The organism is Pseudomonas sp. GW-45 (assembly GCF_056896675.1).
In genome coordinates, this window is sequence record NZ_CM167674.1 from 767,331 (window position 1) to 793,888 (window position 26,558).

General features: G+C 57.4%; 27 protein-coding genes and 1 riboswitch. Of the genes, 13 read left to right on the forward strand and 14 right to left on the reverse strand.

Going from position 1 to position 26,558, the window contains the following annotated elements; all coding sequences use genetic code 11:
- Positions 1–190: 190 nt before the first annotated feature.
- Positions 191–1,072, reverse strand: a complete 882-nt coding sequence (locus tag AC1XYH_RS03405; protein WP_483325260.1) for a cation diffusion facilitator family transporter — start codon at positions 1,070–1,072, stop codon at positions 191–193.
- A complete protein-coding gene (locus tag AC1XYH_RS03410) occupies positions 1,072–1,482 on the reverse strand; it encodes a polyribonucleotide nucleotidyltransferase (RefSeq protein WP_483325261.1) in 411 nt (136 codons plus the stop codon). The genes AC1XYH_RS03405 and AC1XYH_RS03410 overlap by 1 nt, the downstream gene beginning before the upstream one ends.
- Positions 1,483–1,633: 151 nt before the next feature.
- Here AC1XYH_RS03410 and hrpB point away from each other — a divergent pair, with 151 nt between their 5' ends.
- The 11 genes from hrpB to AC1XYH_RS03465 all read left to right on the forward strand — a co-directional run bounded on the left by hrpB (position 1,634) and on the right by AC1XYH_RS03465 (position 14,794).
- On the forward strand, positions 1,634–4,168 hold the full coding sequence (gene hrpB, locus AC1XYH_RS03415) for an ATP-dependent helicase HrpB (RefSeq protein WP_483325262.1): 2,535 nt from the start codon (positions 1,634–1,636) through the stop codon (positions 4,166–4,168).
- A gap of 176 nt (positions 4,169–4,344) precedes the next feature.
- Positions 4,345–4,857, forward strand: a complete 513-nt coding sequence (locus AC1XYH_RS03420) for a sigma-70 family RNA polymerase sigma factor (protein WP_483325263.1) — start codon at positions 4,345–4,347, stop codon at positions 4,855–4,857.
- Positions 4,854–5,807, forward strand: a complete 954-nt coding sequence (locus tag AC1XYH_RS03425) for a FecR domain-containing protein (protein WP_483325264.1) — start codon at positions 4,854–4,856, stop codon at positions 5,805–5,807. The genes AC1XYH_RS03420 and AC1XYH_RS03425 overlap by 4 nt, the downstream gene beginning before the upstream one ends.
- Positions 5,808–5,871: 64 nt before the next feature.
- Positions 5,872–8,304, forward strand: a complete 2,433-nt coding sequence (locus tag AC1XYH_RS03430) for a TonB-dependent siderophore receptor (protein WP_483325265.1) — start codon at positions 5,872–5,874, stop codon at positions 8,302–8,304.
- Positions 8,305–8,369: 65 nt separating this feature from the next.
- On the forward strand, positions 8,370–9,275 hold the full coding sequence (locus AC1XYH_RS03435; protein WP_483325266.1) for an ABC transporter substrate-binding protein: 906 nt from the start codon (positions 8,370–8,372) through the stop codon (positions 9,273–9,275).
- A complete protein-coding gene (locus tag AC1XYH_RS03440; protein WP_483325267.1) occupies positions 9,272–10,264 on the forward strand; it encodes a FecCD family ABC transporter permease in 993 nt (330 codons plus the stop codon). The genes AC1XYH_RS03435 and AC1XYH_RS03440 overlap by 4 nt, the downstream gene beginning before the upstream one ends.
- A complete protein-coding gene (locus AC1XYH_RS03445) occupies positions 10,257–11,288 on the forward strand; it encodes a FecCD family ABC transporter permease (RefSeq protein WP_483325268.1) in 1,032 nt (343 codons plus the stop codon). The genes AC1XYH_RS03440 and AC1XYH_RS03445 overlap by 8 nt, the downstream gene beginning before the upstream one ends.
- Before the next feature lie 10 nt (positions 11,289–11,298).
- Positions 11,299–12,090, forward strand: coding sequence for an ABC transporter ATP-binding protein (locus AC1XYH_RS03450; RefSeq protein WP_483326294.1), 792 nt, complete (start codon positions 11,299–11,301; stop codon positions 12,088–12,090).
- A complete protein-coding gene (locus tag AC1XYH_RS03455) occupies positions 12,087–12,881 on the forward strand; it encodes an IucA/IucC family C-terminal-domain containing protein (protein ID WP_483325269.1) in 795 nt (264 codons plus the stop codon). The genes AC1XYH_RS03450 and AC1XYH_RS03455 overlap by 4 nt, the downstream gene beginning before the upstream one ends.
- 75 nt (positions 12,882–12,956) lie before the next feature.
- On the forward strand, positions 12,957–13,976 hold the full coding sequence (locus tag AC1XYH_RS03460; RefSeq protein WP_483325270.1) for a methyltransferase: 1,020 nt from the start codon (positions 12,957–12,959) through the stop codon (positions 13,974–13,976).
- Positions 13,977–14,013: 37 nt separating this feature from the next.
- Positions 14,014–14,204: riboswitch (yybP-ykoY riboswitch) on the forward strand.
- Positions 14,205–14,221: 17 nt separating this feature from the next.
- Entirely contained in the window at positions 14,222–14,794 is a 573-nt protein-coding gene (locus tag AC1XYH_RS03465) for a TMEM165/GDT1 family protein (RefSeq protein WP_483325271.1), read from the forward strand.
- A gap of 20 nt (positions 14,795–14,814) precedes the next feature.
- Here AC1XYH_RS03465 and AC1XYH_RS03470 read toward each other — a convergent pair whose 3' ends face one another.
- The 8 genes from AC1XYH_RS03470 to AC1XYH_RS03505 form a co-directional block, all read right to left on the reverse strand.
- Positions 14,815–15,759, reverse strand: coding sequence for a GGDEF domain-containing protein (locus tag AC1XYH_RS03470; RefSeq protein WP_483325272.1), 945 nt, complete (start codon positions 15,757–15,759; stop codon positions 14,815–14,817).
- Between the two features lie 175 nt (positions 15,760–15,934).
- Positions 15,935–17,233, reverse strand: coding sequence for a hypothetical protein (locus tag AC1XYH_RS03475; protein WP_483325273.1), 1,299 nt, complete (start codon positions 17,231–17,233; stop codon positions 15,935–15,937).
- Between the two features lie 79 nt (positions 17,234–17,312).
- On the reverse strand, positions 17,313–17,678 hold the full coding sequence (locus AC1XYH_RS03480; RefSeq protein ID WP_483325274.1) for a SpoIIAA family protein: 366 nt from the start codon (positions 17,676–17,678) through the stop codon (positions 17,313–17,315).
- Between the two features lie 60 nt (positions 17,679–17,738).
- Positions 17,739–18,161, reverse strand: coding sequence for a hypothetical protein (locus AC1XYH_RS03485; protein WP_483325275.1), 423 nt, complete (start codon positions 18,159–18,161; stop codon positions 17,739–17,741).
- A 64-nt stretch (positions 18,162–18,225) separates the two neighbouring features.
- The gene (locus tag AC1XYH_RS03490) at positions 18,226–19,200 is read right to left on the reverse strand and encodes an ArsA family ATPase (RefSeq protein WP_483325276.1); all 975 of its coding nucleotides are present in this window, start codon (positions 19,198–19,200) and stop codon (positions 18,226–18,228) included.
- Positions 19,201–19,260: 60 nt separating this feature from the next.
- Complete coding sequence (locus AC1XYH_RS03495; protein ID WP_483325277.1) at positions 19,261–19,545, reverse strand: cory-CC-star protein; 285 nt, start codon at positions 19,543–19,545, stop codon at positions 19,261–19,263.
- Entirely contained in the window at positions 19,535–21,217 is a 1,683-nt protein-coding gene (locus AC1XYH_RS03500) for a carbon starvation CstA family protein (RefSeq protein WP_483325278.1), read from the reverse strand. The genes AC1XYH_RS03495 and AC1XYH_RS03500 overlap by 11 nt, the downstream gene beginning before the upstream one ends.
- 159 nt (positions 21,218–21,376) lie before the next feature.
- Positions 21,377–21,610, reverse strand: coding sequence for a DUF1272 domain-containing protein (locus tag AC1XYH_RS03505; protein ID WP_483325279.1), 234 nt, complete (start codon positions 21,608–21,610; stop codon positions 21,377–21,379).
- A 223-nt stretch (positions 21,611–21,833) separates the two neighbouring features.
- Between AC1XYH_RS03505 and AC1XYH_RS03510 the strand changes: the two genes are divergently transcribed.
- The gene (locus AC1XYH_RS03510) at positions 21,834–22,496 is read left to right on the forward strand and encodes a DsbA family oxidoreductase (protein WP_483325280.1); all 663 of its coding nucleotides are present in this window, start codon (positions 21,834–21,836) and stop codon (positions 22,494–22,496) included.
- Here AC1XYH_RS03510 and AC1XYH_RS03515 read toward each other — a convergent pair.
- The 3 genes from AC1XYH_RS03515 to AC1XYH_RS03525 all read right to left on the reverse strand — a co-directional run bounded on the left by AC1XYH_RS03515 (position 22,493) and on the right by AC1XYH_RS03525 (position 24,065).
- Positions 22,493–22,927 (reverse strand): GFA family protein, encoded by a 435-nt coding sequence (locus tag AC1XYH_RS03515; protein ID WP_483325281.1) that lies wholly within the window; start codon positions 22,925–22,927, stop codon positions 22,493–22,495. The two genes, AC1XYH_RS03510 and AC1XYH_RS03515, sit on opposite strands and share 4 nt — an antisense overlap.
- A 35-nt stretch (positions 22,928–22,962) precedes the next feature.
- On the reverse strand, positions 22,963–23,505 hold the full coding sequence (locus AC1XYH_RS03520; protein WP_483325282.1) for a hypothetical protein: 543 nt from the start codon (positions 23,503–23,505) through the stop codon (positions 22,963–22,965).
- 113 nt (positions 23,506–23,618) lie between these two features.
- On the reverse strand, positions 23,619–24,065 hold the full coding sequence (locus AC1XYH_RS03525) for a DUF2846 domain-containing protein (protein WP_483325283.1): 447 nt from the start codon (positions 24,063–24,065) through the stop codon (positions 23,619–23,621).
- 346 nt (positions 24,066–24,411) lie between these two features.
- Here AC1XYH_RS03525 and chrA point away from each other — a divergent pair, with 346 nt between their 5' ends.
- Positions 24,412–25,764 carry a chromate efflux transporter gene (gene chrA, locus AC1XYH_RS03530; RefSeq protein ID WP_483325284.1) on the forward strand — a complete coding sequence of 451 codons (1,353 nt, stop codon included), beginning with the start codon at positions 24,412–24,414 and terminating at the stop codon, positions 25,762–25,764.
- 27 nt (positions 25,765–25,791) lie between these two features.
- Here chrA and AC1XYH_RS03535 read toward each other — a convergent pair whose 3' ends face one another.
- The gene (locus AC1XYH_RS03535) at positions 25,792–26,448 is read right to left on the reverse strand and encodes a 7-cyano-7-deazaguanine/7-aminomethyl-7-deazaguanine transporter (RefSeq protein ID WP_483325285.1); all 657 of its coding nucleotides are present in this window, start codon (positions 26,446–26,448) and stop codon (positions 25,792–25,794) included.
- Positions 26,449–26,558 lie beyond the last annotated feature (110 nt).

Below are 26,558 nucleotides of genomic sequence, written 5' to 3' on the forward strand. Positions count from 1 at the left end.
CAGCTCGCTTATCCGGCGAGCTGGGGCAAGAGCACCTACCAGGTGTGCTGCCAATCGGTTACCCAGCCCACAAGGCACGGGAGCAAGGCAAGATCCCAAAAGGATGACAGAGGACATAAAAAAGGCGAGCTACTCATTGGGTGGCTCGCCTTTTTGCTGTCTGTAGTGATCAAAGGAGCGCAGTTGCCAGTCAGCCCGGATCTTTATGTACCAGCACCTCGGCTTGCGGGTAATGCTCGACTATCGCCAAGCGTACTTGCTCACCACGGGCATGCGCCTCAGCTAGCGTAAGGTCTGCTGGTAGCTCCAAATGTAGCTGCATAAACCAGTGCTGACCGGATTCGCGGGTGCGCAGATCGTGAATATCCAACACGCCGGGGATAGAGCGCGCAATTTGCAGAGCGTGAGCGCGCACCGCGTCGGGCAGCTCGCGGTCCATCAGAATTTGCACCGCCTGACGGCCAATCTGCACGGCGCCAAAACCGATAAACAGCGCGATGCCCAGGCCAAAAAGTGCATCGGCTCGCTGCACACCCAGCTGCGCGAGCAGAAGCGCGATGATGATGCTCAAATTAAGTAGCAAGTCAGAGCGATAATGTAGTGCATCTGCGCCGATTGCAGTCGAGCCCGTGCGCTGGATCACATGCCGCTGGATGGCCAGCAGGCCCAGCGTGGCGACGATGGAAAACAACATGACAGCGATGCCGGCCCATGCTGTTTCCAGCGGCTGCGGATGCAACAATCGGTCGACCCCTTGCAGCAGAACCAACAACGCCGAACCAGTAATAAAGGCGGCTTGCGCCAGGCCGGCCAGCGCTTCAGCCTTGCCATGACCAAAGCGATGCTCCTTGTCTGCTGGCTTGAGGGCATAGGCGACGGCAAACAGATTGATGATAGACGCGCCCGCGTCCATCACTGAGTCAATCAGGCCGGCCAGCAAGCTGACCGAGCCCGAAGCGAGCCAAACCCCGCCCTTTAGAGCGATCAACAGCAGCGCTACGGCCACCGAGGCACGCGTCGCCAGTTTAAGCAGGCGTGCGCGCTCGGTAGCATCAAAGGTCTGCTGGGTCATCAGGCGCGGGGCGTACCCTGCAGCAGGGCATAGTGACTGGGTAGTGGCTGATTACTTTCCTCGGCCTGCTCAACCGGCAGATCAAGGTTCAGCTCGCGGTGCAGAATCGCCTGCAGCTTGCTCTTGTCGATCTTACCGTCGGCACGGATGGCTGGCTGCAATTGCTCAGGATTGATGCTGTAACGCGCGTCCGGTAGATAGATGGCACCGGTAGCGAAATCGACGGCGAAGGCGATGACGCCAGGGAGGATGTAAAAAAGCAAACCAATGCCGTTGAGGATGGCTACGCCGGAATCAATCTCGCCCGTAATTTGGCCGCGACGTTCAGGATAGAACACGGTACCGCAGGCGGTCAGTTGAGTGGTCAGAGTAGTGGCTAGCAAAATGCTGGCGAGGGGCTTCAGACGCATGACGGCGGGACTCCTGATGCAAGTGGACGGTAGCGTGAGTAATGGTTGCAACACGGCGAAGTGTGCATTGCGCATAGCATATCCGCGTGCCGGGCTGACTGAAAGCCCGCAACCCGTATAATGCGGCTCTTCTCTTCTGTACGGTTGGCCCATGAGCGAATTACCCGTCACGCACATTTTGCCGCAATTGTTGCAGGCACTTGAGCACAACCCCTCCGCAGTCCTGCAAGCGCCGCCCGGCGCTGGTAAAACCTCGCTGGTGCCGCTGGCGTTGTTGCGTGCGGATTGGCTGGCTGGGCAGAAAATCATCTTACTGGAGCCGCGGCGGCTGGCGGCGCGGGCAGCGGCTGAGCGGTTAGCGGAACTGCTGGGTGAGCCGGTCGGGCAGACGGTGGGCTATCGGATTCGGCTCGACAGCAAGGTGAGTGCGGCCACCCGTATCGAGGTAGTGACCGAGGGTATTCTGCAACGACTATTGCAGACAGATCCCGAATTGCCGGGTATCGGCCTAGTGATTTTTGATGAGTTTCATGAGCGCAGCCTGGATGCTGATCTAGGCCTGGCGCTTTGCGTGCAGACCCAACAATACCTGCGCGATGAATTGCCGCTACGACTGCTGGTGATGTCTGCCACTTTGGATGCGGAGGGCGTCAGTCAACTGCTGGATGACGCACCAGTGCTTACCAGTATGGGCCGGCAGTATCCCGTAACAGTGAAGTACGGCGCGCCTTGGGAGCCACGCCAATTCATAGAACCATTAGTCTGTCAGGCGGTGCTGCAGGCGCTGGATGAAGAAGGGGGCAGTGTGCTGGTGTTTCTGCCGGGCACCGCTGAGATTCGACGCGTGCAAGCGCAGCTGGAGCAGAGCCTGAGTAATAGCCCTGATGTGCTGTTGACGCCGCTCTATGGCGAGCTGGATTTTGCCGCCCAGCGGCAAGCGATTCAGCCGGCGCCTGCAGGGCAACGTAAAGTGGTGCTGGCCACTGCTATTGCAGAAACCAGTTTGACCATCGAAGGTATCCGCGTGGTGGTGGATGCCGGGTTGTCGCGCGAAGCCGCTTTTGATCCGCAGTCAGGCATGACCCGTTTGCAGACGCGTCGCGTCTCGCGTGCCGCCGCTGAGCAGCGCGCTGGCCGCGCCGGTCGCCTGGAACCGGGTATCTGCTATCGACTCTGGTCAGTGCAACAGCACGATCAACTGGCGGCGCAACGCGAACCGGAAATTCGCCAAGCCGATCTAGCGCCACTAGCGCTGCAGCTGGCGCACTGGGGCGTGCAAGAGACAAGCGAACTGGTCTGGCTTGACCCGCCGCCCTCGGCTGCATTGCAGCAGGGCCGCGAGTTACTGCAACGCTTGGGCGCACTGTTGTCTTCCGAGCAAGGCTGGCAACTCACGCCACATGGCGAAACTCTGACTCGCCTGCCAATGCATCCACGTCTGGCGCACATGTTAGTCGAGGGGCAACGGCTTGGTTTGGGCCAGTTGGCTGCACGTCTGGCGGCGATAGTGGATGAGCGTGATGTGTTGCGACGTGCCCAGAGTGCCGATATCAGCCGGCGTCTGGCGTTGTTTGACGATCCTCGTGGCGCGGATGCCGATCGCAATGCCCTGCAGCGGGCGCGAAAGTTGGCGACGCAATGGCAAGGCCTGCTCAAGAAGCTGCCCGCCAATGCGCCGGTCAGCGATCCGCAGAATGAGAAATGGATAGGTGTGCTGCTGGCACTGGCGTATCCGGACCGCATTGCGCAGCGCCGGGGCGAGGCGGGCAGCGACTACCGCTTGGCCAATGGCCGGGCCGCTGCTTTTGTTGAACCTGATTCTCTACAGCAGTGCGACTGGTTGGCGATTGCCGCGCTGGGCGGTCAGGCCAGCCAGCGCAACGCGCGTATCTTTATGGCGGCAGAGTTGGATATGCCCGCGCTGCTGGAGGTGCAGCCCGGCTTGCTCAATCAGCGCGACACACTCGCTTGGGATACGCGCACTGAAACCCTGCTGGCTGAGCGGCAACAGCGCATTGGCGAACTGACCTGGCAGCGCACAGCCTTACCGCAAATTGACCCTGAACAGCGCCAGCGTGCGCTCTGCGATGTGGTGCGTAAACAAGGCTTGGCGCTGCTGCCGTGGACCCCGGTATTACGCCAATGGCAGGCGCGGGTAGGTTTGTTGCGCGCACTGGATTTGGCCGACAAGGTTGAAAGCGAATGGCCCGACCTGCGGGATCAAGCGCTGCTTGATGGTCTGGAAAACTGGCTCGCGCCCTATCTGGATAAGGTCACCCGGCTGGCACATTTCGCTAACCTTGAGTTGCCCGGCATTCTCGGAGGGCTGCTGCCCTGGCCTTTGCCGCAGCAATTGGAAGAGCAGGCGCCCACCCACTGGACGGTGCCGACCGGTTCGCGTATTCGCATTGATTACAGCGAAACACCGCCGAGTATCTCGGTGCGCTTGCAGGAGTTGTTCGGCAGCGCAGATAACCCACGTGTTGCCCGTGGTCGGCAAGCATTGAAATTGCAGTTGCTGTCACCTGCGCAGCGCCCGGTACAGGTGACTCAGGATCTGGTCGGCTTCTGGCAGGGCAGTTATGCCGAGGTGAAAAAGGATATGAAGGGCCGTTATCCCAAACACTACTGGCCAGACGATCCGTTGCAAGCAGAACCCACACGGCGTGCCAAGCCTCGTAAATAGCTTTTCCAGCAGCGCGAGAATGCGGTTGAACTCAGCCAGCAGAGGATATGCCGGGCCGGAGTTGTTGAGTATGTAGCGAAGTGATGGCAATTCACCTTGCTATAGCGGGGTATTGTTAAATACAATCAATCGCATTTAGCGAACCTCTTTAACCTCTTCCGTTCAGGCCTCTTGATATGACTGAATTAGCCTCGCCACAGGAGCAGAGCTTGCACGCCCTGTACCGTGACCACCGAAGCTGGCTGGAGGGCTGGCTGGGGCGGCGGATGGGTAATGCTTGGGATGCGGCCGACCTGAGTCAGGATACGTTCGTACGAGTGGCTACCAGCTCGCAGAAGATCGCTGATATTCAAGAGCCACGGGCATACCTGCTAACCATTGGCAAGCGGCTGCTGAACACTTTTTACAGTCGTCGAAACCTTGAGCAAGCCTACCTAGATGCGTTGTTGCAACTGCCTGAGCAGTGCGTGCCCTCGCCGGAGCATCGCTGGGCACTGCTGGAAACCCTTCAAGCGCTGGACGAGTTACTTGATGGCCTGCCGGTGCTGGTGCGTCGGGCGTTTCTCTGGAGCCAATTGGAAGGGCTCGGGTATCGCGAAATCGCTGAGCGCTTAGAGGTTTCAGAGCGCACAGTTAAACGCTATATGTCTCAGGCTTACGAGCATTGTCTGCTGATGGACCTGGCATGAGAGCAGCCCCGGCAACCGGGGAGGCCCGCGATATGCTGCGCGCTGCCGCAAAGTGGCTGGCGTTGGTAGAGTCTGGTCACGCCAGCGAAGCCGATCACGCGCGTCTGCAGGACTGGCGTAGCAGTAGCGCTCATCACGAGAATGCCTGGCAAAGTGCGCTGCTATTACGCCAGCGCTTTTCTGGCTTGCCGACAGACCTGGCCATGGCTGCTCTGGATCGCCCGGACATGGCTCGACGTGCCGCGGTCAAACGTGCGCTTGGGGTAGCGGCTCTGTTACCCGCAGCCTGGTTGGTGGGTAGACAGATGCCAGTCGATGTATGGCGTGCTGACCTGCATACCGCTACCGGCGAACAGCAGCAATTGACGCTGGCCGACGGTAGCTCGTTATTGCTGAATACCGATAGCGCGGTCAATCTTGATCTGCTCGCGGGTCGACTGACACTGGTGCGCGGTGAGATAGCGCTCAAGGTATCTGCTAGTTCAACGCTGACAATTGAAGTGCCCTATGGCGGTATTGCGGTTAGTCATGGCGGAGTCTGTGTGCGCTTGAATGAGCAGGACTGCCGCGTCTCAGTAATTAGTGGGTCGGCGCATTTGCAGGTTGCTCAGGCTGCAACTGCGCTGGTCTTAAATCAAGGCCAGCAGGCGACATTGCAGCGCTCCGGACTTGGGCCTGTCGAGGCGTTCGATGCTTTGCTACCTGGCTGGCGGGAGGGCGTGTTGATGGCCGAGGATCAATTGCTCGGCAATTTTCTGCGCGAGCTAAGCCGTTATCGTCCGGGCATTTTGCGTTGGGACCCGGCGTTGGAAAGGCTGCGAGTCACCGGCAGCTTTCGCCTGGAAGATACTGATCGCGTACTTTCCTTGTTGGCCGCCAGCTTGCCGCTGGAGGTGCAATCGCGCACCCGTTATTGGGTCACTTTGGTGCCCCGCAAAAAAACTGCCTGAAGTGTGTCCCCTTTTTTTGTCTCGCCAGTCAGTACAGGTAAGTAAAAAAATGAGGACTTTATATATGTCTGCACTATCTCCTGGCGGTATCCGCCCGGCGCCTTTCAGTCTGCGCTCCTTGGCACGTTTCGGTTTTGTGATTGGCCTGAGCATCAGCCCGCTGTTGGCTTCGCCTAGCTGGGCGCAAGACGCCAGCCGGCGCAGCTATGAAGTGCCCGCGGGTAATCTGGGAGCCGCCTTGACGCGCTTTGCCGGTCAGGCTGGCGTTAGCCTGTCGGTTGATCCAGCGTTGATGAGTGGTCGCCGCAGCAACGGGCTGTCCGGTGATTACAGCGTGGATGAAGGTTTCGCGCAGTTGTTGCAGGGCAGTGGCTTGCAACTTCAAACGGTGGGGGCGGGCGCCTATACGCTGGTGCCGATGCCCGAAGGCACCGAGGCGATGCAAATTGCGCCTATCACGGTGATCGGCGTGCAGCCGGGGAGCCGCGCCGATGGCGAGCGTTATGCCGGTGGCCAGGTGGCACGCCGTGGCTCGCAGGGTCTGCTTGGCTCGCGTGATTTCATGGAAACGCCCTTCAGCATGACCACCTACACCAGCGAAACGGTGAAAAATCAGAACGCGCGCACCTTGGGTGATCTGATTGCCAGCGACCCTTCGGTGCGTGCGACTAACCCAGCCGGCGGGCGCTTTGAGCAGTTCACCATTCGCGGCTTCAGCCTGTTCAACACCGATGTGGCCTACAACGGTCTCTATGGTGTGTTGCCGACCTACTCGATTGATATGGAAATGGCCGACCGCGTGGATGTGATTCGCGGGCCGAGCCAGTTGATCAATGGCATCTCCCCGCGCGGCGCCGTGGGCGGTGGTATCAATGTGGTGCCCAAGCGAGCAGATGATAAGCCGCTTACCGAGTTCACTGGTAGCTACGCCTCGGACAGTCAGTTGGGCGGGGCGTTGGACGTTGGCCGCCGTTTTGGTGAAGACAATAAGTTCGGCCTGCGCTTCAATGGTGTGAAGCAGACCGGCGATACCGAGTGGGATCACCAAAGTGTCGATCGCGAGATGGCTGTGCTGGGGCTGGACTTTCGTGGTGAGCGGCTGCGTCTGTCGACCGATATAGGCCATACCGAACGTGACACCGATGCGCCGCAAGAGCGGGTGCTAGTTGGCGCCAGCGCCAAGGTGCCGGACGCAGATAAAGTGCGTGACAACTATGCACAGGCCTGGAGCAAGGCGCGTACCAAAGATACCTTTGCCACTTTGAATGGCGAGTTCGACGTTAACGACTCAATCATGGTCTATGGCGCTGCTGGCGCCCGTGAAAGCGAGCACGAATTCCTACGGCACAACGTGTCTGTTATCAACGACGCTGGCGACTTCACCGTGCAGCCGCGTGATTTCACCCGTGATGAGAGCGTAAGGACTGTTACGGCCGGTGCACGCAGCTGGTTTGACACCGGCTCCGTAAGCCATGAGCTGAACCTGGCTGCCAGCTACTTCTACATGGACTTCACCAATGGTGGTGCGCGCTACGCCAACGGCTCCAGCAACCTTTACAACCCGGTTGCAACGCCAACACCCACCACACCGACCCGTTTTGACAATGAGGTGTATACCGAAAACCGCTTTAGCGGCGTCGCGCTGGCAGACACCCTCGGCTTTATGGATGATCGTCTGCTGGTGACGCTGGGTGCGCGCTGGCAGCGGGTCAAGGTTGACGATTGGACCAGTGGCGTCAAAGGTAAAACCAATTATGATGAGGAGAAGGTGTCGCCCTCGGCGGGCATTCTGTTCAAGCTGAATCCGCAGTTGTCGCTTTACGCCAACTACATGGAAGGCCTGAGCCAAGGCAAGATCGCGCCTTCAACTTCGATTAACTCGGACGAAATATTCCCACCTTTCACCAGTCGCCAGGTTGAGGTCGGTGCCAAATACGATCAGGGCACCTTTGGCCTGACCGCTGCCGCCTTTCGCATCAAACAGCCGGCCTACGAGACTAACGATATCACCGGCCGCTTTGACCAGAACGGCAAGCGTGAGAATCAGGGCATTGAGCTGAGTACCTTCGGCGAGCCACTCAAGGGCTTTCGTCTGCTGGGCGGCATTATGTTTATCGACAGTGAGCTGACCGATACCGTGGGCGGCGTCTCTGACGGCAGCAGTGCTCCGGCCACGCCGGAGTACAGCGTAAACCTGGGCGCGGAATGGGATGTGCCAGCAGTCTCGGGCTTGACCCTGAGCGCGCGTGGCATTCATTCCAGCTCACAGTATCTGGATCAGCAAAACAGCAAGAAAATCGATGGTTGGGAGCGTTACGACGTAGGCTCACGCTTTGCGTTCAAGGCAGCGGAGAAAGACATCACGCTGCGCGCGAGCGTCGAGAACGTGATGGATGACCGCTCATGGACCTCCGCCGGTGCATCGGACGACAGCGCGGGTGGTCTGACACTCTCTACGCCTAGAACTTACCTGTTGTCAGCCACTATTGGCTTTTGACTTGAAAGAGCCGGTTCGCTTGGCATCGCATAAAAAGGGAGCGTGTTCAGCTCTGTGAGTACACCGTGACGTCTGAGTTCTACCCGCGACTTTCCCGGCGTACGCTACTGCGTTTGTCGCTGGGGTTACTGATTTTGCCCTTGCCAGTGCGGGGCGAGTCGCTGCGGGTGGTTACCCTGTTTCAGGGGGCGACGGATAGCGCCGTGGCGCTGGGTGTGCTGCCCTGTGGCGTGGTGGACTCCTGGAGCGAGAAACCCATGTACCGCTATCTGCGTCATGCCTTAGCGGGCGTGCCGCATGTGGGGTTGGAAACTCAGCCAAGCCTCGAAGACATCGTGCTGCTCAGGCCTGATGTGATCATCGCGTCGCGCTTTCGGCATGAGCGCATCGCACCCTTGCTGGCGCAGATGGGCAGGGTGGTGATGCTCGATGAAGTATTCGAGTTCAAACAGACCCTGGTGGTGATGGGCGAAGCCTTGCAACGCCAACAACAGGCCAGCCTGTTGTTGGCGCAATGGCAGCAGCGGGTAGCGCAGTTGCGTCAGCAGTTGCAGGTGGCGTTCGCCGAGCGCTGGCCCATGACGATCTCGGTACTCGACATCCGCGAGGACCATATACGCAGTTATCTGCCGGCCAGTTTTGCTGGTTCGGTGTTAACTGAGTTGGGCTTTGTATGGAGCCCCGCTGCCCAGGACGCTGCAGGAGTTTCTCTGAAGCTCACCAGCAAAGAGAGCCTGCCGGTAGTGGACGCAGACCTGTTCTTTATTTTCCAGCGCTCCAACAGTGAAGCCTCGCAACGCAACTATCAGCAGGTGCTGGACCACCCGCTGTGGCAGCAATTGCGCGCGCCGCAGCAGGGGCTGGTTTGGGATGTCGACAGCGTGACCTGGAGCCTGTCGGGCGGCATTCTTGGGGCAAACTTGATGCTCGATGACATCGCCCGCATGGCAAACGCCAAGGCGCTACGATGAGTCTTTCCCTGAAGCTGCTGAGCTTGTTAGCACTGCTGGTGCTGAGTGCGTTGCTGAGCCTGGCCGCCGGGGTCACCTGGATTGCGCCGGGGCAATTGATACGTGCTTTGCTTGGGCACGCCGACGACCTGGGGCAGGTGCATGATCTGGTGTTAACCACGCGTCTGTCGCGCACCCTGATGGGCATGGCCGTGGGTGCCAGCCTCGCCGTGGCAGGCGCGCTGATGCAGGCGCTGACGCGTAACCCGCTAGCTTCACCCGGCTTGTTTGGTGTGAATGCCGGAGCGACCTTTGCAATTATTCTGGGCATCACGGTTTTCGGCTTGACCGCGCAGCAGCACTGGTTATGGTGCGCGTTTGTCGGCGCTGCCGTGGCCGGCAGCCTCGTCTGGATCATCGGCAGCAGCGGGCAGGGCAGCCTCAATCCGCTGCGTATTGTACTGGCAGGTGCCGCCATTACGGCGCTGTTTTCGGCGTTCAGTCAGGCATTGTTGGTGGTCAATCAGGAAGGGCTGGATACCGTGCTTTTCTGGTTGGCTGGCTCGCTGTCTGAACGCGATTTAGCCGTGGCCTCGCCTTTGCTGCTCTGTGTGCTACTGGCGCTGATGGGTTCGTTGCTGCTGGCTGGGCACGTCAATGTGCTGAGTGCGGGCGAGTCTATCGCTGTCGGTTTGGGGCAGCGCACCGGGCTGATTCGTTTGTTGATGGGCATTCTGGTGATTTGTTTGGCGGGCAGTGCCGTGGCGCTAGCGGGCAGTATTGGCTTTATTGGGCTGTTGGTGCCGCATATGGTGCGCAAAGGAGTGTCAGTTGATCATCGCTGGTTGTTGCCGGGCTGCGCGTTGGCCGGTGCCAGCTTGCTGTTGTTGGCAGACACGCTGGCGCGGGTGGTGATTCTGCCCCAGGAAGTACCCGTTGGCGTGATGACGGCGCTCTTCGGTGCGCCGTTCTTTATTGCGCTGATCCGCCGTGGAGGTCGCTATGCATAAGAGCCTGACGCTGCGCAGCGGCGGCTTTTCCCGGCGTATCGATCTGGCAACCTTGTGGCGTCTACTGGTGGCTCTGGTGTTAACGCTGCTGGTGATGCTGGGTGCCTTGTCACTCGGCAAGGTCAATCTATCGCCACTCAAGGTACTGGAGCTGCTTTGGCACGGAGGCGATGATCAGCTGGTTTTCATCGTTGAGCAATTGCGTTTGCCGCGTCTGGTGCTGGCGGCGTTGGTAGGCGCAGCGTTGTCGATATCGGGGCTGATTTTACAGAGCATTATCCGCAACCCGCTGGCGTCGCCTGACCTGCTGGGTATTACCAGCGGCGCCAGCGCAGCAGCGGTAATTTACCTTTCGTTCTTCTCGATGCTGTTCGGCTCGCAATTTTTGCCACTGGCGGCCATGCTCGGCGCCGGGCTGGCAGCGCTGGCCATTTACCTGCTGGCTTGGCAGCGGGGAGCATCACCGTTGCGGCTGGTGTTGATCGGTGTTGGCGTCTCGGCATTGCTTATGGCCGTGACGACTTTTACGCTGGTATTCAGCCCGCTGACCACTACCCTGTCGGCGTATGTTTGGTTGACCGGCAGTGTCTATGGCGCTAACTGGTCTGAGCCTCGGGCGTTGGCCGGATGCTTGTTGATCATCATGCCGTTGCTGGTATTGCTGGCCCGTCAGGTGCGCGTGCAGCAGTTGGATGACGCTTTGGCGCAGGGCATTGGCGTGCAAGTTCAATGGCTGCGGGCGGCCCTGCTGTTGGTGAGTGCCGCCTTGGCCGGCGCGGCGGTGGCTTGGGGCGGCGCGATTGCCTTTGTTGGGCTGATCGCACCGCATATTGCCAAGCGTTTGGTGGCGCCCGGTTTCGCGGGGCAGGCGGTGATGGCGGCGTTGGTTGGCGCTAATGTGGTGATGCTCGCCGACTTGATCGGGCGTACCCTGTTTCTGCCGCTGGACTTGCCCGCTGGTATTTTTGTTGCCGTGCTGGGCACGCCGTATTTTCTGTATCTCTTGATCAATCAGCCACATTAAAGGATCCATGATGACCTCGATGGAGACCCAGCAATTGACCCTCGGTTATCAGCGTCAGGTCATTATCGACGCCTTGGATCTGCAGTTGCCGGCGGGCAAAATCTCGGTGCTGATTGGTAGCAATGGTTGCGGCAAAAGCACCTTGCTCAAATCCTTGGCGCGCTTGCTGAAGCCTCAGCAAGGCTCGGTGATTCTCAATGGGATGGACATTCAGCGGCGGTCTACCGCTGCGGTGGCGCGTGAATTGGCGATCCTGCCACAGACGCCCAGCGCGCCCGAAGGCATCACGGTGCGCCAGCTGGTAGCACTGGGTCGCTACCCTTATCAGAGCTGGATGCAGCAATGGTCGGCGGATGATGAAGCCATGGTCGAACGGGCGCTGCGGCAAACCGGCGTTCAGGACCTGGCCGACAGGCCTGTCGACGATCTCTCCGGCGGCCAGCGCCAGCGCGTCTGGATTGCTATGACGCTGGCCCAGGATACCGATATTGTCTTACTGGACGAGCCCACCACCTACCTTGATTTGGCGCACCAGATAGAAGTGTTGGACCTGCTGCGTGACCTCAATCGCCAAGAGGGTAAGACGATCGTTATGGTGCTGCATGACCTCAATTTGGCCTGCCGCTACGCCGACCATATGGTTGCGGTGCATCAACGCACAGCCTTTGCTCAAGGGCGGCCCGCCGACATTCTTACCGAAGCGTTGGTAAAGCAGGTGTTTGATCTCAACTGCCGCATCATTGCCGATCCGTTCTTCGGTACGCCGCTGTGCATCCCATTTGGCAGGGAGCTGCCACAGTGAGTTTGAGTGAGGCCTTCAGCCCAGAGGCTTGGGCCGTGTTATCCGGGCCATTGCGTTTAACCAGTATGGATTTGCGCGACACGCAGCGTTCTGTGAGGGCGCGTGCGTTGCTGGATGGGCAGGTTTGCGCTCAGGTGCTAGAGCAGTTGGGCCCGGTAATAGGTTCACCCACCAGAGCGATTACCGCATCGCTGTTGGCCAAGCGTTTTTCGTTTCTTGCCACCGGCGCTTGCCTGTACGCCATGTCCGCCTGTGATAAAGGGCTGTTGCTGTCGCTGGATAACGTGGTGGTGGAATATGCCCACGACGACGGACTCTGGACGTCATCGATGCCGCTGGCGGATGATAATCTGTACGGCTACAGGGCGGGCGAAAGGGAAGCGTGGCGCGAAGCCATCGTGCGGTCGCTATTTGCCGGGCTTCTTGCGCCGCTTTGGGAAGTATTTCATCAGGTTAGCGGTGTTTCCCGGCGTATCCTCTGGGACAACACCGCGGTGCGCGTGTATTCGCTGTATGAAAAGCGCATGGCTAAGCTCGAAGACCCGCAGGTCCGCCAACGCGCGGAGGCAGACTTTCATTGGCTGATGCATGAAGCCGATCCGGCACTTTTCGGTTTGAGCTATAACCCGCTGGCGCACTTTCGCAGAGATCCCACCTTGCTGCCCGATGGCAAGAGTATTCGCTTTCGTCGCACCTGTTGTTTTTATTATCAGGCCAGCAATCCGGTTGAGTACTGCGCTGCTTGCCCGCTGTTGCGGCCAAAGAAGCTGAATGCACTTCGCAGCATCTGAATAGTTGATCCGCTCGCAACTGCGCTTACAATGCGCACTTTGCGCACGCCGCCAGTAGATCGCCAGGAGCAACCGATGGACAACACCAGCCAGATTCTTGAACGCAGCGCCGAGTTGTTCAGCGGCCAGCGCCTGCTGCTGGTCAATCCCACCGCAGACGGCCTTACCCGCAGCTTGCCGGCGGACTGGACCTTGTGGAGCTGGGATTTTGCGGTAACAAATGGCTTGTCTGGGCAGGTATCCGAGCAGCAATTGGTGTTTTCCCATCTGTGCCCTGCGGTGGAAGCGCTAGACGCTGTGATTCTGGTGATGCCTAAAGCTATTGAGCGTGCTGAGTACGCGCTGGCGCAGATAGCGCCACTGTTGGCGGTGGGCAAGCCAATCTATCTCGTAGGTGAGAAGAAGGGCGGTATTACCCGTGCCGAGCGCCTGTTGAGTCAATATGGCACGACGCCTGAGAAACTTGACTCAGCGCGGCATTGCCAGCTGTGGAGAGTGGTCACTGACCGTGTCGCGGCGCCGTTCAAGTTGGAAGGCTGGCAGCAGCGCTACAGCCTGGCGTTGGCCGATCAGCACGTTGAATTGCTGAGTTTGCCGGGCGTATTTAGCCATGGTCGATTGGACGAGGGCAGCGAGTTACTGTTGGCCGAAGGCAAATTGCTGCCTCGCGGAAAAGTGCTGGATTTTGGCTGCGGCTCAGGTGTGCTTTCCATTGCGCTGGCGCGACGTAACCCGGATTGTCAGTTTGAACTGGTAGATGTGGATGCGCTGGCGGTTTACTGCGCTCAGCAGTCGCTGCGACTGAATGGGGTTGAAGCGCAGGTTTACGCCTCCGATGGTCTCAGCGAAGTTCATGGCCGCTATGGGTCGGTGATCAGTAATCCACCGTTTCATACTGGCATTCGCCAGGACACCAGCATCGCTGAGCGCTTTTTCAATCAGGTGACGCGTAATTTGCTGCCACGCGGTGAATTGCGCATCGTGGCCAACGGCTTTCTGCGTTATCCGCCCTTGATAGAACAGCACATTGGTCCCTGCGTGGTGTTGCGAGAGAACAATCGCTTCAAGGTTTACTCCGCCGTTGCACCGGGTTGATTTTCAGTTGCCTGGTCATAACGATACTGGTAAATTTGCTCCCGTCTTAGGGGAGTAGTCTCTCCGGAAGCTTGCCTTCCATTGGCGAACGTCAACACAATTGATCCGCAGATCATGGCGTTCGCAAACCTCAGCCGCTCTGCGCGGCACGGGTTTGACGAGACCTATGACATACGAACACCAGCCGAGGGCGGGGGTGTCTGTATGTCATTGGTTTGTCTGACCCGCCCTCCGTTGGAACCTCCGTGGAAGCTTTTTTTGTATCAACCGGGATTGTCTCGCTGGCAGAGATCGGCGACAAAACCCAACTGCTGGCCTTGCTGCTAGCCGCGCGTTTCCGTCGGCCTTGGCCGATTATCTGGGGTATTCTTGTCGCGACCATAGTCAATCACGCCCTCGCGGGTGCGGTTGGGCAGATAGCCGCCGATATGCTCAGTTACCAATGGCAACATGGCTTGCTTGCGGTGTCTTTTTTGGCCGTGGCAGCATGGACGCTGGTGCCGGACAAACTCGACGAAGAAGACACCCCACCGATCGGCCGCTATGGCGCATTCATGGCGACGCTGGTGGCGTTTTTTCTGGCGGAAATGGGCGACAAAACGCAGATTGCTACCGTGGTACTGGCGGCGCAGTTTGATGCCTACGTCTGGGTGGTGATGGGTACGACACTGGGCATGCTGCTGGCCAATGTGCCTGTAGTGTTGCTGGGCAATGCCGCCGCCGACAAGTTGCCGCTGACATGGATTCGTCGGTTTACCGCGCTGATGTTTCTACTGCTAGGGCTATACTCAGGCTGGCTGGTATTTCAGTCAACCTGAGTTGCTTAGCTCGGTATAGCTTAGTCGAGGCCGCTGACCAGTTGGTTACGCCCGCGCTGCTTGGCCAAATAGAGATTGCGGTCTACCGCGTCGATAAAGCTGCGGGTTTCGTCTTTCTGGGTGGGCACTATGGTGCCCAAACCCATGCTGATCGTGAGTATTTGAGCGACTTGGGATGAGCCGTGCGTAATCTGCTCTTTGAAAACCAGGTTGCGGCAACGCTCGGCAACGCGTTCGGCGGAGGCCGCGTCGGTTTCAGGCAATACCAACACAAACTCCTCGCCGCCAAAGCGGGCGAAGAAGTCGCGTGAGCGAGCGGCGGCGGTATCCAGTGCCTTGGCAACACGCTTGAGGCAATCGTCACCCTTAACGTGGCCGTAGTGGTCGTTGTACTGCTTGAAGTAGTCAATATCGATCATGATGACCGACAGGGGTTGGCCGGTGCGTCGGGCGTTGGTCCATTCCAGTTGCAGTATGGAGTCGAACATGCGGCGATTGGCGACGCCAGTCAGACCGTCCTTGAACGACAACTCCTCCAGCTCCTTTTGCAGGCTCAGTAGCTTCTCTTCGGTTTTTTTACGCTCACTGATATCGAACATAAAGCCAACCAGCGCTTCGACCTCTCCGTCGTCGTTACGCACCACGTGCACCACATCACGAATCCACACATAGTTGCCATCGCTGGTAAGTGCGCGATAGTCGGCCTCATGGTCGATACCGGCTTGGGATTGGGAGACGCAGAAGTTGACCACCCACTCTCGATCTTCGGGGTGCATGCGGTCTGACCAGTCGTTGACGGTGAGCCAGCTGCCCGGTGTCCAGCCCAGTAGAGCTTCAATCTGAGGGCCGATATAAGCAAACTGCATGCTTGCCCAATCGATTTTCCAGGGGATGGCCTTGGTGGATTCGAGCAGGGTCTTGTAGACCGCGCTGTCTTCTTCTATCTCTCGGGCTATGTCTGTCATCGTCCTTCAACTCTGTGTGTGTGAGTGCAGAGTGCAAGGCTCAGCCAGTTCCATGGCATAGGGGCGCTGATCCGTTGCGAGTAAAAGCGTCATGCTGAACTGTGAAAAAGTCCGCAGCACCTTGTTTTAGCCCTACCTTGGGGCGGTTGTAAAGCATCAGCCGCCGAGTGGTTGCTCAGCTATTGCCACCGGCGCGCTGATACAGCGCCATCAACTGTGCGGGCTCGTCGTAAACAATGCGCTCGCCCGCGCGCAGATCGCGGCGCATCAGGCGGACCATTTGCTCCAGTACGGCTGAGGGAAAGCTGCTTGCAGGCAGACCGGTTACCTCGCTCAGGCGACCGGCAATGACGGCGGGATCACTGACCACCGGACAAATTCGAAAACCGTAACGGCCGCCAATAGCTTCCGGCACCAAGTCCATGACACGATCTGCCCGCTGACGAAAAAAACTCAGCGTCAGGCGATAGGCGTTATGCCCGAGGATAGGCAGATCATCCGGCACGGCCTGCTCCTCATCCATGATTTGCAAGTTAGTCGCCAGCGGCATCAGCTGATTCAGCTGATAGGTGTTCTGCATATGCGGATTACCGACCCGCACCAGGTTGGCGATTAACTCACCGAGCGAGGCATGACCAATAATAGCTGCGCGCTTGGGTAGGCCTCCCCAGGCACCATCGGCACCGCTGATCAGAGCTTCCAGTACCGAAGCATTCTCAAAGCCGCCGCCGGCGTGCATGTGTACCAATAGCTTTAGCGGCCGCGGGAGTACACAGCGAATGGCCGCCACAAAGGCGCCAACTTGAAAGGGCAGGTAGGTGCCCCGGTCATCCTCAATGCTGATGCCCTCAATAGGTTGCTGAGCAAGCATGGCAAAGACCTCACACGCGGTCTCAGGATCTTCAGCCAAGGCGTCGCAGCCATCCACTACGTTGATCAGGATGCGCGGTGCGCCGCCGTGATCGCCGCGCACATTCTCCTGCAGCCATTGAATGCTGGCGGGTAGGCTGCGCAGCAAGGTAGCCAGATCGTACTGACCGGCCATGGCGTCCTTGCTCAAATAGATTTCGTGCAGGGTATTGGGCACTGCGTAATCGCGTAGCTTGAGCATGGAAGGTGAGGGCGTGAACAGCCCCTGCTCATTTACCAAGCCTATATCGGTAAAGGCGTAACAACCTGTGGTATCCATCTGTTGATCGCGCAGATACATCATAAAGTCGTCATCGACCTCCAGCTCATCTGGCATGGAGTAATCGAGGGTGCCGAGCAGGATCTTGTCGAAACCAAAGGCACGAATTTTCGGCAGTATCGCCAGCTTGTCAGCCAGAGTTTGCCCGACGCGTGCGCCAACCGGGTTTTCTCGCAGGGATAGATCAATGAAGAACGGCTCGATCGTGCGCAGTTGCTCGATCTTGTCCTGCGCGCCGGAGAGAAGGGTCTTTATCTGGGTGATGGTAGCTGGGTTGAGTGCCATGTCTAATCCTGTCCGTGGATGTTAATGGCTCCTGTATAGCACGTATGTGTGTCGGCTTCGAGTTAACGCGCGGGTTGGATCACCCCTCGAGAATCCAACGCTGAGCGTCGGCCAGCTGAGTAAAGTCGAATGATTTTATCTCGGCTGCGATCAGGTGTGAGCCGAGTGCTTCTGCGACGTTGCCCAGATTAGAGTCGCTGGCAACGGCGATACGTTTTACTTTCTTGTGGTGGTTATGCACGAACGTCAGGTGCGAGATCATTGCACTGAAGGAATCCCAGCCGGGGAAGGAGTGCACATGAATAATCATGCCCCGCAAGCCTTGATGCAGTTCGATGAATGGATCAACCGCCGCGCGCACGCGACGAAAATCCTCTTCGCTCAGGGTGCCATGCGGTTCCAGCATGACAATGGCATTCTCGGGATCAAGAGTGATGTTGAGCATAAATTGGTTCTCCGGGCGGCGGTTTGTGCATGACGGCGGGCTGCTGGTGCAGCTTAGGCTTCAGCGTATCTGGCCACCTTGTGGCGTGTCGCCATAGGCCTCGGCGCTCAGCTGTTGCTGGATAGCAGAAGACAGGTTCATCACCCAGCGGTTGTAGTTGCGATGTATCTCGCCATCTTCATAATCCAGGTTTTCGCTGCTCTTGTAATGAATGCTGTAGCTGTTGGCGGAATAGGGGATTTCTACGGTCGCTTGGTGATCGCGCAATAAAATGCTGGCTTCAATCAGGCCAGGCTCCACCAGCCTTGGTTGCCAGCCATAGCGGGTCGCACCCAGCATAATGGCTTGTTCGACCTGTTGCTCTGTGGGCTGAAAGTCGTTGTTGTAGATAGACGTATTGTTATCGTCGACGTTGTAAATGGGCTGGCTGGAACAGCCGGCGATCAGCAGCAGCGCTGCGGCAATCAGTAGAGCGTGTTTCATGGTCGTGTCCCTTCAGGTTGATTTGACCAGAGCTTGCCAGCCCGGCATTACCGCCAGTAAAGACTCAGAACCCTTGTGCGGCCAACTGTTCAGCAATCTGCTGCAAAATTTCTACACCCTGCACATCGGTTTCCAACCAAGGCAACTGCGGACGCGGCAAATGCCCTAGCTCCTTATCTATGCGCTGCAGGTAGGTTGCTTCCTGCTCGCGTCGGCGCTGCAGGAACTGGCCGTCGGCGTCCTCGGGTATAACGCGGTTAACCAGCGCTGCTACCACCGGAATATCGACTGATTGTAAGGTGCTGACCGCCCGGGCTGTTTCCAGTATAGGCAAGCGTTCGGGGGTAAGTACAAAAAGGAAGCCGCTTTGTTTATGGTCTTGCAATACGCGTCTGGCTTGATGGAATAGCCGGCGACGGGTCAATAACGTCTCGGCTACATCGCGGGTTTTGCGATCAAAATCGCTTAATGCATTGTCCTGCGGGTCATCAAAAGGGCTGTCGATATCACGCCCGCGCTTTGGCGTGAGATGCTGCAGCACCTTTCCGAGTTCTTCAGATTTGCGGTTATGACTGAGCAAGCCTTCAGTCCACGCGGCCATAGCCTCGGGCAACGTCAGTAGCCGCAAGGTATGCCCAGTTGGCGCGGTATCAAAAATGATCAGGTCATAATCGGGTTGTGGCGTGCTGATCAGCCGGGCGATACGCTCTAATAGCGCTGCTTCCTGAGTGCCCGGCGATTGCCTCGTCAATTTTAGCTGGCGTTCGAGCTCAGGCATCATTTCGGCGCTGGCGAAGCTGCGCATCTGGGCTTTAACGCGCGCCAGATGAGCTTCCACCTCAACGTCAGGATCAATTTCCATGGCATCTAGGTTGGGCAGCAGGCGGCGCGGCTTGTCGTCCAACGTCTTGGCAAATACGTCGCCGAGGCTGTGCGCTGGGTCGGTGGAGACGATCAAACAACGTTTGCCGCGGCTAGCGGCCAATACCGAGAGGGCAGCGGAAACGGTGGTTTTGCCGACTCCGCCTTTACCTCCCACCCAGATTAGGCGGCGGTTGAGCAGGTCAAAGCTTGGGGTAGTGATAACAGGTGCTCCAGATCAGCAGCAGCGAAAGTGATCAAGCGGGGAATGCTCCATGCCCATACGGCGATGCCAGTCATGGAAGCGCTGCAGCAATAGTGGCTGCAACTCAAGGGTGTAATAACTGGCGGGGTTAGGCACTCCCATCATTTCCGAGAAGACCAGCAGCATAAACAGGTCATCCTCGTCACGCCGCGCTCGCGCAATGGCGCCACGGTAACGGGTGCTGTAGGTCTCTTCCAGAAAAAAGCGCGCCTTGCTAAGCCAGGCGCGCCATTCTCCGGGGTGACGCTTAGGAGGCATTGCTGTCCTCGGCTGCTGCCAATGCACGGTGTCGTTTGAGCGCCGCTCCGCTTTCCATAGCCACCAGGATGGCAGCAATTAATACCACCACACCCAGGAACAGCAGGAAGAAGTTCCCCTGCTGATAGAAGGTGCGCAGTTGCAGAACCAAAGCAACCACGGTCATTACCATCAGGAAACACAGCGGCGCGAGGGTGTACCACATTGGACGCTTAAGGTGCACCAGCATCACAGTGATCACCAGCAGTGTCAGCCCGGCCAACAACTGATTGGTGGTGCCGAACAGCGGCCATATGATCATGCCACCAGAGCCATCGGCACCGGCGCCGAAAGCCAGCGCCATGCAGCTACCTACGGCCAGCAGGGTCGCAACCAGCGGCTTCTTCATCCACTCCTGATTATAAATCTCACCCCACTCCTGGAAAATGTAACGTTGCAGGCGCAGGCCTGTATCCATGGTAGTACCGGCGAACAGCGCGGCCATTACGGTCAGCAGTGTTGCCGCAGTAACCTCTGACAGGCCGAGGCCGTTGTGGATGATGTAAGCGCCACCTTCAACGAAGGCTGTTACGCCGCCCTGACCAAAAGCCGAATACATGGCTTTCCAGTCAGTCAGGCTGGCAAAGCCGGCGGTGGCGACCAGAATCGCCGCCAGCGACAAACAGCCTTCACCGATAGCACCAAAGTAACCGACAAAGCGCGCGTCGGTTTCTTTATTGAGCTGTTTGGATGTTGTGCCCGAGGCCACCAAACCATGAAAGCCAGAAATCGCGCCGCAAGCAATGGTGACGAAGAGCAAAGGTATTATCGATGGCGTTCCCGGAGGTACAGCATCGTTGAACATCGGCGCGACCATGGTCGGATTCAGCAGCAGTATGGCGCCATAGAGGATCAGCAAGCCAACGAAAAGCTGCAAGCCGTTGATGTAGTCGCGTGGTTGCAGCAGCATCCACACCGGCAGAATGGAAGCCACACCGGCGTAAATGAACAGCAATACGATCCAGAGGGCGTTGCCGGATACCCCGGCCACTTCGGCAGGCATTTGAATCGGCATGGAGGGGCCCGCGAAGATCAATGCGTAGAGCGCAATGACGCCAATCACCGAAACGCTGACCAGGTTGAGAATGCGGCGGTAGATTAACTGCCCAACAATTAGCGCCACGACAATAGCGCCCCAGACGGGCAGCACGGCAGTTGGAAATTTCATCATCAGCTTGGCAATGACAACGGCGAATACCGCATTGACCATCAGCAACACCAGGAAGATGACGATCATAAATATGCTGCGAGCACGCTTGCCGACTACGTCGCCGGTCAATGAGCCAACCGAGCGGCCCCGGTTACGCACGCTGGCCCAGATGGCACCCATATCGTGTACGCCGGCAAAAAAGATGGTGCCACACACTACCCACATGAAGGCAGGGGCCCAGCCCCAGATAACGGCGATGGCCGGGCCAACAATGGGCGCTGCGCCGGCAACCGACGTGAAGTGGTGACCCCAAAGTACAAATTTGTTGGTGGGCACAAAATCTACGCCGTCTTCGAATTCGTGCGCAGGTGTGCGGTAGTCAGGGTCGAGTCGGTAGATTTTTTCAGCAATGAATTTGGAGTAGATGAAATATCCTAGGCTCATCAGGACTAGACCTACCACCAACAGGATTACAGCGCTCATGCAAGGCTCCCGGTTATCTCTTGTTTTTTTGCTAACAGACGCCAACCAGCCACTTACTAGTCTTGGTCAACTATAGACGACGCGACCGCATAGGATAGCCGGCTTTGGGAAGAAATAGGCAGCTATGTGACTAAAGTCTAAGTTCGGCATGCCTGTGCCCTAACAGCGTTTTTTTAACACCCGTTCAGTCGATGCTGGGTTGGCCGCCAGCAGCGCTTCCGGTCGAATCGGTCGCTCGGCCAGGTTGCCGCCGCAATTTGGGCAGGTGAGCTGCAGCTGACGTTCTGCACAATCACGGCAGAAGGTGCACTCAAAACTGCAGATCAGCGCATCGGAGGTACTGGGCGGCAAGTCTTTGTTACAGCATTCGCAGTTGGGGCGTAATTCCAGCATGGCGCACTCCGATAAAGGTTTGTATTGCCGCGGTGGCTGATGATCAGCCCGTGGCTATGATGCTTACTGACCTAATAATCATCCAAGCCATCTTCCTTTTGAACTGCTTTGAGTATATGGCCCCAAGCCTATTTGGCACTATTCAAGATGTTGTCATAGGTGAAAGCGCGCTGCGGGGCGTGTAGGCTATGCCTATTGATAACGACTCAGAGTGAGACAGTCCATGAGCAATTTGCATATTGATATTGTGTCCGACATCGCTTGCCCTTGGTGCGCTATCGGTTATGCGCGGCTGGAGCAAGCTATGGCCAGTTTGGCGGGCGAGCTTGAACTTGATGTTGAGTGGCACGCCTTTGAGTTGAACCCTAATCCCGACAGTCAACCGCAGCCGATCTTGCAGGCATTGAGCCGCAAATACGGCCGTAGCGAGGCAGAGATGGAAGCCGCGCAGGCCAATATGATCGAAATTGCCACCGGTCTAGGGCTTAACTTCAGCAAGATGCAGGAACGCTATACCGCTAATACCTTTAACGGCCACCGGCTGGTCAAGTGGGCGGCAGAGCAGGGCAAGCAGACGGCAATGAAACAGGCGCTGTTCGATGCTTATTTTGGCCACGCCGAGAATGTAGGTGAGACAGAAGTGTTACTGCGTTGCGTTGAGTCGGTAGGGCTGGATGCCGCTGCGGCGCGCCAGGTATTGGAGTCAGATGCCTACGTGGAAGCAGTGCGCAGCGATGAGCAACGTTACCAGCAAGCTGGCGTGTCATCGGTCCCGGCCTTTATCGTCAACGATCAATACCTGATCTCTGGCGCGCAGGAAGCGGATTACCTGGTTCAGGCGCTACGCGAAATTGCCCAGCAAAATGCCGCCGCTAACCCCGCCTAATCCACGGTTTTTCTAACCGCCGACTCAGTCCCGGGCCAGCCAGAATGCTGGGGCAGGTCATCGGTTATCTGATGCCAACTGGCCTTGGAGTCGGTAAAAAGGTGTGCTTGCGGCCGGCCGATGATATCGCCTTCCAGCCCTCCCAAGGCTATACCCAGTACGTCGGGATGATCTTTATAGGTGCTTATCAGCGGCGAGCCACAGGTGCTGCAGAAGTAGCGGGTGACGTTATCCGAAGAGGCGTAGCTGGAAAGATTGTCAGCACCGCTCAACCAACTGAACTGCTCGCGCTTGAAAGAGGCACGAGTGCGAAAAGCCGCGCCATGCCAGCGCCGACATTTGCTGCAATGACAATTGTATATTGGCCCCAGACTGCCGCAGATGCGGTATTGCACCGCTTCACAGAGACACTTCCCACTTATATCGCCCATCGGTTTCTCCTTGGGATTCGCCGCATTTAATCGGTTTACTCTTTCCAGTTGGCTTTTTCAGGCCTCTGCTGTGGTGGATTTTGCGCCGCTTGCTGGCGATCTATTTCGGCGCAGGCCAACCGTAGCGCTACTTCCTGTTGAAATGCCGGGGAAGGTTCTACCCCATTGGGTGGAAAAAGCATGGCATAGCCATTACGCAGCAACGCCACCGGGGTTAGCAACAAGCCAAAAGGTATACCCCACCACCCAACCAGGGATGACAGCATGAAATCGCCGCCTTGCTTTTTTAGCGCGCAAGTACGGCAGCTGATAAGTGAATGGCTGCCATGCCGGGTAAAAAGCACAAAAGACATTACGTAATGGGATTTGTATAGATCAATACCTCCACGCTTGTTGCACGTGGGGCAGGGGCCGCGAAACAGCGTTTGCGCTGCTCTTACTCGCTCCGCTTCCGGCATGCGAGCGGCCAGCAGTGCGGCTTGCCCGCGCTGTAAGCAAGGTCTGCCGCAGAAACGAAGACCTTCTTGACGAACGCCTCCCATAAGAATGATCTTTTTGCAGTTTGCACAGGTCGCCATTTTTTTATCCTTTTTGGTTGGCTGGTATTGGCTTTGGATGTTTCATCGTTTTCAGTAACCGCGAGCAAGCGTGACCGGCAGCCTGAATCGCTGCCGGCCTTCCTCCTGGACTATTAGAGGTTGCTCTGAATCAGGCTGCATTCCTTAACACCTGAACGGCCTGTGCTTTCGTTTACCAGCTGCAGTTTAGAGCCGCCGGAAGCCATGCCCATTTTTACTTCTTGCCAGACAAAATAGTTCTTGTTTTTCTCGGTATTCAGCAGCAGCGAAGAGGCGCCATTTTGAGAGCTGATGGTGTGTTGGCCTTCAGATAGTTGAAACTTGAAGAACGACTTTGGGCCGGTAGTGCCTGCGCGTTGCCCGTCGACTGCAACCGGCATGGAGATCGCCGCGCCGAAGGTTTCGTTGCGGTAGACGTACACCTGAGCGTAGTCGGGGTGAGTATTGAATTGCTTGGCTTCGGCGTCCATGGCGCTGGGCGCCTTGTTGACGCTGGCGCAACCTGTGGCCATAACAGCACTGATGAGTACGGCAGAGAACAGCATTTTCCTGGCTAACATCGACTACTTCCTTTTTGTGGGTAATTCTCTTTGACGCAAAGCGCTGAGGGTATGAAGACCCATTGGGTCTCAGTATTTGCCCACGCGCGGGTGTCCGAAAAAAGACCGGATAAATACAAAAACAAGGCAGAGTGTCGAGGCATCCGTGCCGCAAGGTGGGGCCGCGAGGCAATGCCTGCGATGGCAGAATAATGCCTTCGCTTTATATTTTCGCCTAGCCCCATTGGCAGCTATTTTTCAAGAATATTGCAATCAGGTTGCAACCTGATTCTGGCATGCTGCGTTCTAGAGCCGATGTGCTATGCCGAACCGCTACGTAACATCTGAAAAGAGATTGCCAGATAAGATGCAAAACAGACCGACTTCCCTAAATCTTGATAGTGCTGCCCCGACCGCGCCTTTCTACCAGGCCATGCTGTTCTGGCTGAAGTTAGGTTTTATCAGTTTCGGAGGGCCGGCAGGGCAGATCGCGATAATGCATGAAGAGCTAGTGGTCAAACGGCGCTGGATTTCGGAGCGGCGTTTTTTGCATGCGCTCAATTACTGCATGATGCTACCCGGGCCGGAAGCGCAGCAATTGGCTACTTACCTCGGTTGGCTGTTGCACCGTACCTGGGGCGGTGTGTTGGCAGGGCTGCTGTTTATCCTGCCGTCGTTGTTTTTGCTGATCATACTCGCGTGGGTATATGTCGCATACGGCGATCTGCCTTGGGTGGCAGGTATTTTTTATGGCATCAAGCCGGCCGTTACTGTGGTGGTATTTCAAGCTGCCTGGCGAATTGGCGGGCGTATATTAAAAAATCGGTGGCTCTGGGCGATTGCGATAGCAGCTTTCCTGGCAATTTTTGTGTTGCAGTTGCCGTTTCCGCTGATCGTACTCGGCGCAGCTTTGCTCGGCTACTTGGGTGGTCGTCTGCGGCCCGCGTTGTTTCAGCCGGGCGGGGACGCGACGGTTAAACAGGTTGATCACCCTCCAGCGCTGATTGATGACACAACCCCTACGCCTGAGCATGCGCTCTTCAGATGGAGCTCTCTGTCACGTCTGCTGGCGGTTGGTGTATTGCTGTGGGTACTGCCGATGGCGGTGCTGACGGTATGTTATGGCTGGGCCGGTGAGCTGACCCAGATGAGCTGGTTCTTCACCAAAGCGGCGCTGCTTACCTTTGGCGGCGCTTATGCAGTGCTGCCTTACGTTTTTCAGGGGGCGGTGGAGCAACATGGATGGGTAACGCCAACACAGATGATTGATGGCTTGGCTTTGGGTGAAAGTACGCCGGGACCCTTGATCATGGTGGTGACCTTCGTCGCTTTTGTTGGCGGTTATGTGTTGCAGGTGTTTGGCGCGGAGCAGGCGTTGTTGGCGGGTTTGGTCGCGGCGCTGTTGGTAACCTGGTTTACCTTTTTGCCCTCGTTTCTGTTCATTCTGGGGGGCGGGCCGCTGGTGGAATCGACCCATAACAAGCTCTCGTTCACCGCGCCGTTAACGGGGATCACTGCCGCGGTAGTCGGTGTGATTGTGAATTTAGCTTTGTTCTTTGCTTGGCACGTGCTCTGGCCACAGGGGTTTGCTGCGGGGCTGGACCTTGGGTCTGTACTGATCGCCGGGCTGGCAACATTGCTATTGTTCGTTGCCAAGCGCTCAGTATTACAAACGCTTGGGTGCTGCGCGTTGCTGGGGTTGCTTATCAGCCTTTGGTAACCGCGCCAGGTTGGCGCGGCAATTGGATCAATGGCTGGTGGCGGTATCCGGTCCAGAAAAACGCCGCAGTAGCGCTTTGAGTAACACGCCATACAGCGGCAAGAATAGCAACAGACTGATGCCCAGCTTGATGGCGTAATCGACGGTAGCGATCTCGACCCAATGGGTCGCCATGAACTGGTTGCTACTGCGCCAGAAGGCCACCGAGAAAAAGGCAAAGGTGTCGGCCAGGTTGCCCAGTACTGTCGACAGGCTGGGTGCAATCCACCACTTTTTCGACTGACGCAGGCGGTCGAATACCTGAATATCCAGTAACTGACCGATCACGTAAGCGACAAAGCTCGCCAGTGAAATACGCAGTACGAAGTCGTTGAATGACAGCAGTGATTCAATGCCGCGATAGCTGCCTTCCTGGAATACCACCGACACCGCATAGGACACCAGCAACGCTGGCAGCATCACCTTGGCAATGACGTTGCGGGCGGCGCTTTTGCCGAGCAAGCGCACAGTTAGATCGGTGGCGAGAAAAATGAAAGGAAAGCTGAAAGCGCCCCACGTCGTATGGTAACCAAACAAGGTGATAGGCAGTTGTACCAGGTAGTTGCTGGCAATGATGATGGCAATATGAAAAGCAATCAGCAACGCCAAGGCTTTTTGCCGGCGTGCGGAAGAGAGGGTCGTCATTTTGTGTCCTTTTTACGGATCCGGAAGCCGCTGCCTCCGCCGTTGTTTATAAATGGGGTTAGGGAACCCATGCGGTCAGAATGACCTTAAGCGGCGCACATTCTAATGAT

What these genes read in the sequence shown, in the direction of transcription:
- AC1XYH_RS03405 (WP_483325260.1), bottom strand. Translation starts at nt 1,072, where the DNA reads ATGACCCAGCAGACCTTTGATGCTACCGAGCGCGCACGCCTGCTTAAA.
- AC1XYH_RS03410 (WP_483325261.1), bottom strand. Translation starts at nt 1,482, where the DNA reads ATGCGTCTGAAGCCCCTCGCCAGCATTTTGCTAGCCACTACTCTGACC.
- hrpB (WP_483325262.1), top strand. Translation starts at nt 1,634, where the DNA reads ATGAGCGAATTACCCGTCACGCACATTTTGCCGCAATTGTTGCAGGCA.
- AC1XYH_RS03420 (WP_483325263.1), top strand. Translation starts at nt 4,345, where the DNA reads ATGACTGAATTAGCCTCGCCACAGGAGCAGAGCTTGCACGCCCTGTAC.
- AC1XYH_RS03425 (WP_483325264.1), top strand. Translation starts at nt 4,854, where the DNA reads ATGAGAGCAGCCCCGGCAACCGGGGAGGCCCGCGATATGCTGCGCGCT.
- AC1XYH_RS03430 (WP_483325265.1), top strand. Translation starts at nt 5,872, where the DNA reads ATGTCTGCACTATCTCCTGGCGGTATCCGCCCGGCGCCTTTCAGTCTG.
- AC1XYH_RS03440 (WP_483325267.1), top strand. Translation starts at nt 9,272, where the DNA reads ATGAGTCTTTCCCTGAAGCTGCTGAGCTTGTTAGCACTGCTGGTGCTG.
- AC1XYH_RS03445 (WP_483325268.1), top strand. Translation starts at nt 10,257, where the DNA reads ATGCATAAGAGCCTGACGCTGCGCAGCGGCGGCTTTTCCCGGCGTATC.
- AC1XYH_RS03450 (WP_483326294.1), top strand. Translation starts at nt 11,299, where the DNA reads ATGACCTCGATGGAGACCCAGCAATTGACCCTCGGTTATCAGCGTCAG.
- AC1XYH_RS03460 (WP_483325270.1), top strand. Translation starts at nt 12,957, where the DNA reads ATGGACAACACCAGCCAGATTCTTGAACGCAGCGCCGAGTTGTTCAGC.
- AC1XYH_RS03470 (WP_483325272.1), bottom strand. Translation starts at nt 15,759, where the DNA reads ATGACAGACATAGCCCGAGAGATAGAAGAAGACAGCGCGGTCTACAAG.
- AC1XYH_RS03475 (WP_483325273.1), bottom strand. Translation starts at nt 17,233, where the DNA reads ATGGCACTCAACCCAGCTACCATCACCCAGATAAAGACCCTTCTCTCC.
- AC1XYH_RS03480 (WP_483325274.1), bottom strand. Translation starts at nt 17,678, where the DNA reads ATGCTCAACATCACTCTTGATCCCGAGAATGCCATTGTCATGCTGGAA.
- AC1XYH_RS03485 (WP_483325275.1), bottom strand. Translation starts at nt 18,161, where the DNA reads ATGAAACACGCTCTACTGATTGCCGCAGCGCTGCTGCTGATCGCCGGC.
- AC1XYH_RS03495 (WP_483325277.1), bottom strand. Translation starts at nt 19,545, where the DNA reads ATGCCTCCTAAGCGTCACCCCGGAGAATGGCGCGCCTGGCTTAGCAAG.
- AC1XYH_RS03500 (WP_483325278.1), bottom strand. Translation starts at nt 21,217, where the DNA reads ATGAGCGCTGTAATCCTGTTGGTGGTAGGTCTAGTCCTGATGAGCCTA.
- AC1XYH_RS03505 (WP_483325279.1), bottom strand. Translation starts at nt 21,610, where the DNA reads ATGCTGGAATTACGCCCCAACTGCGAATGCTGTAACAAAGACTTGCCG.
- AC1XYH_RS03510 (WP_483325280.1), top strand. Translation starts at nt 21,834, where the DNA reads ATGAGCAATTTGCATATTGATATTGTGTCCGACATCGCTTGCCCTTGG.
- AC1XYH_RS03515 (WP_483325281.1), bottom strand. Translation starts at nt 22,927, where the DNA reads ATGGGCGATATAAGTGGGAAGTGTCTCTGTGAAGCGGTGCAATACCGC.
- AC1XYH_RS03520 (WP_483325282.1), bottom strand. Translation starts at nt 23,505, where the DNA reads ATGGCGACCTGTGCAAACTGCAAAAAGATCATTCTTATGGGAGGCGTT.
- AC1XYH_RS03525 (WP_483325283.1), bottom strand. Translation starts at nt 24,065, where the DNA reads ATGTTAGCCAGGAAAATGCTGTTCTCTGCCGTACTCATCAGTGCTGTT.
- chrA (WP_483325284.1), top strand. Translation starts at nt 24,412, where the DNA reads ATGCAAAACAGACCGACTTCCCTAAATCTTGATAGTGCTGCCCCGACC.
- AC1XYH_RS03535 (WP_483325285.1), bottom strand. Translation starts at nt 26,448, where the DNA reads ATGACGACCCTCTCTTCCGCACGCCGGCAAAAAGCCTTGGCGTTGCTG.